Source organism: Bacteroides sp. 51 (assembly GCF_010500965.1).
In the GTDB taxonomy this organism is placed as follows: Bacteria; Bacteroidota; Bacteroidia; order Bacteroidales; family Bacteroidaceae; genus Bacteroides.
Window position 1 is genome coordinate 1 of record NZ_QVMI01000102.1, and the last position, 713, is coordinate 713.

The 713-nt window shown below is 51.3% G+C and carries 1 protein-coding gene; it reads left to right on the forward strand.

Features of this window, described 5'->3' with window-relative positions:
* Positions 1-713: DUF3575 domain-containing protein (locus D0T87_RS23710; protein WP_239063883.1), on the forward strand; the 713-nt coding region annotated here is incomplete at both ends.

Genomic DNA, 713 nt, shown 5'->3' on the forward strand with positions numbered 1-713 from the left:
TTTTTGTATACAGTGTAGGACAATGGCTTCTAGGGCTGTTTCTACTATTATTTTCAGTGAAAGGCAATGCGCAGGAATCCACCGGTGAAAATACGAACCGGGGAGGGGTCCTTTTAAAGACCAACCTGTTGCATGATGTAACCTCCACCCTGAACCTGGGTGCTGAGTTTCTTCTTTCCGATCAGTTTTCTTTAGATCTTCCCCTGAGTTATAATCCCTGGAAGCTGGGTTCGGACCGTTACTGGAAACATCTTCTGTTCCAGCCCGAACTTCGTTACTGGGCGGCGGAACAACCCAAAGGACATTTCTTCGGTCTTCACGCGCATTACGGTACCTATGATGTAAGCCGTTTGCCTGACCTGCTTTTCTCCGGTTATATGGGAGCCCACCGCTTTGAGGGTTGGCTGGCGGGAGCCGGTGCCTCTTATGGCTACCGCTGGCAACTTAACTCCCGATGGGGTCTGGAAGCCACCCTTGGGCTGGGTTACGCTTACCTTGATTATGATAAATACGAAGCGGGCAATAGTGAAATGGCTGCCACGGGTACCTATCACTATTTCGGTCCTACCCGGGCGGGAGTAACATTGAGTTATACCCTGGGTAGTTCTAACCGCTCTTCCAAACGCTTTACCTCCAACCCATTCGGTGGGGGAATGGTCTACGACCCTCCACAAACACTTGCTAACACGCCGCGGGAAAGTCCGGCCAAGCAG